5 protein-coding genes and 2 pseudogenes are annotated in these 8,473 nt (G+C 77.0%); 3 read left to right on the top strand and 4 right to left on the bottom strand.

From position 1 onward, the window contains the following. Both E1291_RS42620 and E1291_RS35385 read left to right on the top strand, forming a co-directional pair. Positions 1–462: pseudogene (locus E1291_RS42620) on the top strand (hypothetical protein); the annotation flags it as partial. Then, positions 459–1,805, top strand: coding sequence for a polysaccharide biosynthesis protein (locus E1291_RS35385; protein WP_131742420.1), 1,347 nt, complete (start codon positions 459–461; stop codon positions 1,803–1,805). The pseudogene E1291_RS42620 and the gene E1291_RS35385, both read left to right, overlap by 4 nt. On the opposite strand, the gene E1291_RS35390 is transcribed toward E1291_RS35385, so the two are convergent. After that, the gene (locus tag E1291_RS35390; RefSeq protein ID WP_242614575.1) at positions 1,782–2,744 is read right to left on the bottom strand and encodes a sulfite exporter TauE/SafE family protein; all 963 of its coding nucleotides are present in this window, start codon (positions 2,742–2,744) and stop codon (positions 1,782–1,784) included. The two genes, E1291_RS35385 and E1291_RS35390, sit on opposite strands and share 24 nt — an antisense overlap. Positions 2,745–2,878: 134 nt before the next feature. After that, positions 2,879–4,498, bottom strand: a complete 1,620-nt coding sequence (gene cysC, locus E1291_RS35395) for an adenylyl-sulfate kinase (protein WP_242614576.1) — start codon at positions 4,496–4,498, stop codon at positions 2,879–2,881. A 190-nt stretch (positions 4,499–4,688) separates the two neighbouring features. Between cysC and E1291_RS35405 the strand changes: the two genes are divergently transcribed. Beyond that, positions 4,689–6,272 carry a hypothetical protein gene (locus E1291_RS35405; RefSeq protein ID WP_165495449.1) on the top strand — a complete coding sequence of 528 codons (1,584 nt, stop codon included), beginning with the start codon at positions 4,689–4,691 and terminating at the stop codon, positions 6,270–6,272. 582 nt (positions 6,273–6,854) lie between these two features. Here E1291_RS35405 and E1291_RS35410 read toward each other — a convergent pair. Together E1291_RS35410 and E1291_RS35415 are read right to left on the bottom strand one after the other, a co-directional pair. Then, positions 6,855–8,099 (bottom strand): hypothetical protein, encoded by a 1,245-nt coding sequence (locus tag E1291_RS35410; RefSeq protein WP_131742422.1) that lies wholly within the window; start codon positions 8,097–8,099, stop codon positions 6,855–6,857. Continuing rightward, positions 8,096–8,473, bottom strand: a pseudogene (locus E1291_RS35415) (hypothetical protein); the annotation flags it as partial. The gene E1291_RS35410 and the pseudogene E1291_RS35415, both read right to left, overlap by 4 nt.

Raw genomic sequence — 8,473 nt, forward strand, 5'->3', positions numbered from 1 at the left:
CCCGCCACGCCCCCGGCGCCCCCGGCGGTGCCGCCCGCCGAGCGAGGCCGGTCCCGCCTCAACGGCGGCTCGTCCGCTTCCAGCCCGAGCACCAGTTCCAGCCCGAGCACCGGCCTGCCCACCCTCGGGTCCGGCTCCCGGGGGACGCGCGCCGCGGGCAACGGCAACGGCTCGTCCGCGCTCGGCAAGAACCCGCGCGGCAAGGGCTCCGGCGCCAAGCCCGCGCGCGGCGCGGCCCCCGCCGAGCCCGAAGCGGGCCCCGCCGACCTGCCCGTCGACCTGTGGCCCGAGGGCGGCGACCCCACCCGCACCGCCGAGGACCCCACGTCCCTGGCCGCCGGCAAGGGCGGCCCGTCCGGCAAGCGCGCGTCCGGTGAGCCCGCGGGCGAGCCGGAGCAGGGCGGCGGATCCGGCAAGGGAAAAGACGACTCGTCCCTGATCCACTACGACCTGGACAGGTGAACCAGGAGGCTTCGGGAAGAAGCGCGACCGGGGGCACGGCCCCGTCCCGCCCTGGGCGCGGCGGGGCGGCGGCCAAGGTGGGACGGCTGCTCGCGAAGGCGGGCGGCGCCGTCACCGTCCAGTTCGTCACCGCGGGCGGCAGCCTCGTCGTCCAGGCCCTGGCCGCGCGGACGCTCGGCGCGGCCGGGTACGGCTCCTACGCGCTGTTCTTCGCCGTCCTCGTGATGATCACGTCGGTGCAGACCAGCTGGGTCGGCGACACCCTGACCGTCTTCGACCGGTTCGAACCACGGATCCGCGGCGCGCTGCTGCTGTCGGTGGCGGGCACGGTCGGCGCGGGCGCGGCCGTCGGCGCGCTCGTCGCCGTGCTGATGGGCCTCGCCGGGCCCGCCGGGATCGCGCTGTTCGCGCTGCTGGTCGCGCTGTGGCTGCTGAACGAGACCGGCCGGCGGATCTTCACCGCGCGGATGGAGTTCTGGCGGCTCACCGCCAACGACGCCTGCTACCTCGTCACCACCCTCGCCGCGCTGGGCGGGGCGCTGGCCCTCGGCGCGGACGCCTCGGTCGGGCTGCTGCTGGCGACGATGTGCGCGGGCTGCCTGGCCTCCATCGTCCTCGCCAGGATCCGGCTGCCCGCCGCCGAGTACGCGCTCGCCCCGCTGCGCGGCACCGCGTTCCGGGAGATCCTCGCCTTCTCGTGGTGGCGTTCGGTGCAGGCGGGTGTGCGGCCGACCGCGCTGCTGCTCGCCCGCATCATGATCGCCGCGTTCGCGTCCAAGGCCGCGCTCGCCGGGGTGGAGGCCGCCCGGCTGCTGCTGGCGCCCGCGCTCACCTTCGTCAACGGCGCCGGGTGGTTCCTGCTCGGCGACTTCGCCAAGGCCGAGCGCGCCGGCCGGCCCATGCGCGCCCGGCAGGCCGTCCGCGCCTGCGCGCTGATGTCGGGGATCGCGCTGGTGATGAGCCTCGCCGGGGTCCTGCTCGTCGACCGGCTCGGTCCCCTCGTCACCGGCGGCTCCTTCGCCGTGGACGAGGTCGCGCTCGGCGGCTGGGGCGTCTACGCGGTGTGCTTCGCCTGCACCCTGCCGCTGGCCAGCCTCGCCACCGCCCGCAAGCGGTCCCGGTCGGTGTTCGTCGTCCGCGGCGTGGAGAGCCTCAGCGGGCTGGTCGTGCTGGCCGTCCTGCTGGGCGCCGACCCGGGGCACGCGTCCGCCGCCCCCTACTGCCTGGGCGCGGGCGGGCTCGTCTCCGCGGTGATGCTCTGGCGGATACTGCGCAAGGGCGACCCGCCGCCCGCGTCGGAGGCCGTCCCGGCTCAGGAGTCAGCGGACGAGCTCGTCCGCTGACAGGAGCGGCGCCCCGGCGGGCGGGGACGCGGTCTCGGCCGCGTTCACCGCCGTGGGACGCGGGGCCCGGTGGCGCAGCGCGAGCCAGCCGCCCACCGTGCCCGCGGCGAGCACGACCAGGATCCACGCCAGCGGCACCGCGCCGACACCGAACATCTTCAGCGCGGACGCGACGAGGACGAGCGCCAGCACGCGCCGGATCAGCCCGCCCGGCGCCCGCGAGGAGATCTTCGAGCCGAGGTAGACGCCCGGCACCGAGCCGATGAGCAGCGCCGTGGTCACCTCCATCCGGAAGTCGCCGAACAGCAGGTGGCCGAGCGCGGCGGAGAACACCAGCGGCACCGCCTGCAGCAGGTCCGTGCCGACGAGCTGGTTGGCCTTGAGCGCGGGGTACAGCGCGAGCAGCGCGACGATGATCAGGGAGCCGGAGCCCACCGAGGTGATGCCGACCACCAGGCCGCCGGCCAGCCCCACCAGGACGGTCGGCACCGGGCGGACGGTGATCTCCGGGGCCCGCCCGCCGTCCTCGGGCGTCCCGGCCCGGCCGCGGTGGGCCAGGTAGCCGCGCACGGCGAGCCCGGCCGCGGCGATGAGCAGGGCCACGCCCATCGCCTTGCTGATCACGTCCTCGACCCCGGCGCCGTCGCCGAGCGCGCGGGCGATCAGCACGCCGGAGAACGCCGCGGGCACCGAGCCCGCGCACAGCCAGCCGACCAGCCGCATGTCGATCGTGCCCTGCCGGTAGTGCACCGCGCTGCCGACGGGCTTCATCACCGCGGCCGCCACGAGGTCGCTGGACACGGCGGCGAGCGGGCTCACGCCGAAGAACGTGACGAGCATGGGCGTCATGAGAGCGCCGCCGCCCATGCCGGTCAGCCCGACGATGACGGCGACCAGGAACGACCCCAGCGCCATCGTCCAGTCGACGTCCATCGGCATGACCTACCAGCTATATCGGAAAACTCCCGTAGCAGGGTACGACACCCGCTGATCGTCCGGTAGGCCCGGGTATGTCCGGAACATCCCAGCTCCGGACGGTGCAGCCCTTCTCGGCCGTCTCTTTTCGGCCGTCTCTACTCGGGCCGGACCCAGCCGCCCGCCACCAGGAGCTCCAGGACGCGCTCGACCGCCTCGTCCGGCGACATCCGGGAGGTGTCGAGCGTCAGGTCGGCGTCCGCCGGCTCTTCGTAGGGGTCGGAGATCCCGGTGAACTCGGGGATCAGCCCGGCCCGCGCCTTGGCGTACAGGCCCTTGCGGTCGCGGCGCTCGCACTCCTCCAGCGGGGTGGCGACGTGCACGAGCAGGAAGTCGCCCGACACCGACACCATCCGGCGGACCTCGGCGCGGGTCGCCGCGTAGGGCGCGATCGGCGCGCAGATCGCCACGCCGCCGTGCCGGGTGATCTCGGCGGCGACGAAGCCGATGCGCCGGATGTTGTGGTCGCGGTCGGCGCGGGAGAAGGTCAGCCCCGCCGACAGCAGCCGCCGGACGACGTCGCCGTCCAGCAGCGTCACCGTCCGGCCGCCGCGCTCGACCAGCGCGTCGGCCAGGCCCCGCGCGACCGTGGACTTGCCCGAGCCGGACAGGCCGGTGAAGAACACCGTGATGCCGCGCGAGTGCTTGGGCGGGCGGGCCAGCGCCAGCTCGGCCGCGACCGCGGGCGGGGTGAACCAGTCGGGGACGGGCTCGCCCGCGTCCAGCAGTTCGCCGAGCCGCTCGGGGGTCAGCTCGGCCTGGACGTGGTCGGGCTCGATCCGCGCGACCGGCCGCCAGACCTCCACGTCGGCGTCGTAGGCCCACGGCTCGGGGACGACCACCGGGATCGCGCCGCCCTCCACCTCCCGGTCGGCGAGCAGGTGGGTGGCGCCGTAGGCGGCGGCGACATGGGCGCGCAGCCGCAGGTCGCGGTCAGCGTCGGCGCCGCGCGGCGGCAGCGGGACGGGGATGATCCGGGCGCCGTCCGGCAGCTCCCGGCGGACGCCGAGCAGCGCCCGCACGAGCGACTCGTCGTGCTCGCCGCTCAGCATCGGCAGGATGAGGACCCGCGCGCCGAGCCGCTCGGCGACCTGGCGGAGCTGGCCGAGCTGCTTGCGGTGCAGGGGTTCGCGGGTGGCGACCGCCAGGACGTTCCCGGACGGCTCGGCGGCCCCCGCGGAACCCGCCTCGGCGCCCCCCGCCGCGCTTCCCGGCGTGCCCCCCGTCGTGGTCACTCCCGCGGCGGGTGCGACCGCGTCGGGGCGCCGGCGCAGGCGGTGGAACGGTCCGTGCGCCGGACTGCGGAGGGCCTCCAGGGGACCCGCGAGCCGCCAGCCCTGGGTGGTGGGGTCCTGCCACGCCTCGGTGACCTGGAGCACGGCGAGCGGCACGCCCTCCGGGTCCTGCAGGACGAGTCGCTCGTGCGCGGTCAGCTCCTTCGGGACGGACAGGGTGACCGGCACCGGCCAGGGGGTACCGTCGGCCAGCCGCCCGCCGGCGATCACCATCGCGGTGTCGAACGAGCCGAGGAACCCGGTGAGCGGCCGGTAGGCGCCGGACAGCAGCAGCTCGAGGTCGGCGAGCTCCACCGCGTCCGGAGTCCGGACGGGCAGGTCGCGCAGCGTGTCGGGAAGGCCGGCTTCGGCGGTCACCGCGTTCTCCGATCCTGCCCGGCGCACGGCCGGGCTGGTCCAGGTGTGGGTCGTTACGGGGGACATACCCCGAACGCCTCCTTGACGGCAGCCTGGCGTCGCCGTCCGCTTCGCCTCGGACGCCGCTCAGAAGGGGTTTCGCACAGAAAAATACTGCGGTCGTGCGGGTCGGCGCATCCCGGCACCCGGTACGGCCGCCTCAGATGACCCGCGCGAAACGGTTCTCCGGTTTGCGGATGACCAGCGTCACCTCGCTGTGGTCGGCGGTCAGCCGCCCGCGGCTGACCGCCGACACGAGCCGGCACAGGGCGTCGGCGAGGCCGGTTCCGGCCCCGAGGGCGTCGATGGCCTGCCGCTCGCGGTCTGCGCGTGCGGCGCGCGGCTCGCCGCCCGCCGTCGCTGGCCGATCTCCCGCGCGGTCGCCGAGCTGCGCGACGAGGAGCGCAGGCTGGCCGCACTCCGCACCAGGGAAGGAGACATGGCGGTGGACGTGGTGTTCAACGCCTCCTACCAGGGCCTCGATCCCGACCATGCGCGCGCCTACCGGCTGCTCGGCACGCATCCCGGCGCCCGGTTCGACCTCGGCGCGGCGGCCGCGCTCGTCGGCGCGGACGAGGACCGCGCGGCCGAGCTCCTGAACGGCCTCGTCGACGCCAGCCTGCTGCAGGAGGGCGAGGACGAGGACTACCGGTTCCACGACCTCGTCAGGCTGCACGCGCGCGACAAGGCCACCGAGGTCGACTCCGGCGCCGAGCGGGCCGCGGCGTTCCGGCGCCTGGCCGACCACTGCCTGGACAGGGCCGTCGCCGCCGACGTCCTCGTGCTCCCCGGCCGCTGGCACCTCGGTGATCGGTATCCGGGGGCCAGGCCGGAGCGCTTCTTTCCCGGCCGCGCCGCGGCCCTCGACTGGCTCGACCGGGAAGGGCCGAACCTGGTGGCGGTCGTCCGGGAGGCGCACGCGGCCGGTCTGTCCGCCACGGCCTGGCAGCTGTGCGAGGCGATGTGGCCGCTGTTCCTGCACCTGCGGCCCTACCGCACGTGGATCGAACCGCACGAGCTGGGCGCCGCCGCCGCCGAGGCGGACGGGGCGCCCCGTGCCCGCGCCCGGATGCTGGCCGGAGTCGGGATGGCCCATCTCAAGCTCGGCGACCACGACGCCGCGCTCGTCCCCTACCGGGAGGCGCTGGCCCTGGAGCGGCGCGAGGGCCACCGCCTGGGCGAGGCCGCCGCGCTGGAGGGCCTCGGCATCGCCGCGCTCGGGGCGGGCGACGCGGCCGCGGCGACGGAGCTGTTCACCGCGGCGCGGGACGCGCACGCCGCGCTGGGCCGCCCGCGCGGGGTCGCGCTCATGCGGCGGCACATCGGCGGCGCGCTCAGTGTCGCGGGCCGGCACGACGAGGCGCTGCGGGAGGTGAGAGCCGCCTTGGAGACGTTCACCGAGCTGGCCGACGACTACCACATGGCCCGCACGTTCACCTGCCTCGGCGAGTGCCACGCGCGGGCCGGGCGCGACGCCGCGGCGGCCGGGGCGTTCGGCGCCGCCCTGGAGCGGGCCCGCGTCACCGGCGCCCGGCACGAGGAGGGCGGACTGCTGTGGAAGCTGGCCCTGCTGGCGGCGCGGAGCGGCGACCCGGCCACCGAGCGCAGGCTCCTGCGGCAGGCCCACGCCGTCTACGCCGAGCTGGACGCGCCGCGGGCGGAGGCCGTCAGGCACCGGCTCGACCGGACCACGGCGGCCGGGCCCGCGCAGCCGCCGGACGAGCCGCCGGAGGAGCCGCCGCCCGGCCCGGCAGGACCCGCGCCACCGGCCCCGCTGCCGCCCGCCCCGAGACCACCGTGAGCCGGACGCGGGCGAGGGCGTCCAGCGGGCGGCCCGAGGTGACCCAGGCATGGACGGCCGACGCGTAGCAGGCGATGTCCGATTCCGGCCATGGCAGGCGCCCGGCCGGGCCGGGCTCCCGTTCCGGCCCCCGGACGGCGGGACCGCAGGGGACGAGCCAGGCCCGCCACCCGCACGCCGTCGCGACGGCGCATCCCCGCGCGCCCGCGTCCACCACCGCGACGAGAGCACCGGGAAAGCGGGCGCGCAGGCGGTCCAGGGCGTCCGGCGCCGTATCCGGGTCGCGGACCCGGCGCACGATGACGTCCGCGCACGCGAGCCAGGACGGCGACGTCTCGGCGTGCCCGGCGGCCAGGTGCTCGTCGACGCGGGCACCGGGCGGGACCGCGTCCCGGCCGGGCGGGCGGCCGGCGGGGAGCCGCCACAGGCCCAGGCGAACCTCGTGGAACGGCCCGGCGACGAGCACCCGCTCGGCGCCGCGGGACCGCCGGGCGGGCGGGCCGCCCGGGGACTCCTCCCGTACCCGTACCAGCCGCGTCCGGGCGCCCGTGGCCGCGCCGCCCGGCGTCCCGTGGCCGTGCATCAGGCGGCCCTCCGCCCGTCCCAGGTGATGGGGTGGGGCAGCGGCACGGGCACCGCCTCCGGTGGGTCGCCCCGCTCGGGCAGCCGCATCAGCCGGTACATCTCGCCGCGGATCAGCCGGGCGGCGCGGCCGGGCTCGGAGCTGAGCTCCTCGCGGAACGCGGCGTGGACGCCGGGGGTGAAGGCATGCGCGGCGGCGTCGAGCTGCGGTCCGATCGGCCGGTCCCACTCCATGCGGGGCGCCACGGCGCCGAGCCGCGCGATGTGCGAGCCGGGCGCGACGCTCTCCTCCGGGAACGCGCCGAGGACGACGGGCACGCCGAGCGCCGCCGAGTAGCCGCTGACCGACCCGTGGTCCCCGATGACCTGGTCGGCGGCGACCACCGCCGCGCGCCACCCCTCCTCGGGAGGCAGCAGCCGGACGCCCATCCGCATGCAGTCGGCGTACCAGGACACCACCTGCCGCCGCCCGTACCAAGCCCAGAAGTGCGGATGCAGCACGGTGACCACCCGGTTCCCGTCGTGCGCCAGCTCCGCCGCGATCCGCAGCAGCAGGTCCCGGTCCCGGCCGAACAGCGAGTCGCGGCCCCAGGTGGAGGTGACGAGGACGAGCCGCCCGCCGTCGCCCGCGCCGAGCGCGCGCCGGTAGGCGGTCCGGTGCGGCAGGCTCGCCACGAGGCGGTCGAGGCAGGGGTCGCCGCCGACGACCGACACCGCGAGCGCCTCCGGGCACTCGCGTCCCAGCAGCTCGCGGTGCCGCTCGTGCGCCAGGACGAGCGAGGACGGCACCACCCGGCCGCGCACCACCAGGCGCTCCCGGACCAGGCTGGTGACCGACCGGGCCGCCGGGGGCCCGAACCCCGGCCGGCGGCCGAGCAGCTTGCCCTGCCCGGCGCCGTGCGGCACCGTCAGCACCGGCGCGTGCAGGTTCTCCAGCATGCCGTGGCTGGCCGCGACCGCCAGGTCGAACCGGGTGCGGACCGCCTGCTGCCAGGGCAGGACCAGCCCGCCGAGCCCGCGCAGGAACTCCTCCAGCCCGCCGGTGAACAGCGACGCGGGCGAGGCGGTGTAGGCGACCGCGACCCGGCGGTCGCTCTCCAGCAGCGGAACGACATCGGCCAGCCGCGCCGCCGCGGTGACATGGTGCGCGACGGCGAGGACCCGGCGCACCGGAGGCACGGTGGAGCCCTTGGCCGCGTCCAGGCCGAACGGCCCGGCGGACCACGCGTTCGAGGGCCAGTTCATGTGACGCCTCCCGGACCGTGCGCACGCCGGGCACCGCGCCCCGCCTCGCGGGCGGCGGAGCCGGAGCCGGGACCGACGTCGCGGCGGTGCCCGCCTCGCGGCGCGCCGCCCCGAACGCCGCCGCGCCCCGGCCCCGGCGGCTCCTCGATGCGGAACGGCGGGGACACCGGGTCCGCCACCGGGACGGTCGCGGGCTGCGGGAGCCGCAGGATCCCGTACATGAGACGCCGCATGTTGCGGTCGAAACGGCCGGGCTCGGAGGTGATCCGCTCGGCCACCGCGCCGCCGCGGCCGGTCCCCCACAGGGCCGCGGCCTCGGTGAGCTGGGCGCCCAGCGGGCGGCGCGCCGAGAGCCGGCGGGCGGTGCGGGCCAG

The organism is Actinomadura roseirufa, assembly GCF_900659635.1.
GTDB classification, from domain to species: domain Bacteria; phylum Actinomycetota; class Actinomycetes; order Streptosporangiales; family Streptosporangiaceae; genus Spirillospora; species Spirillospora roseirufa.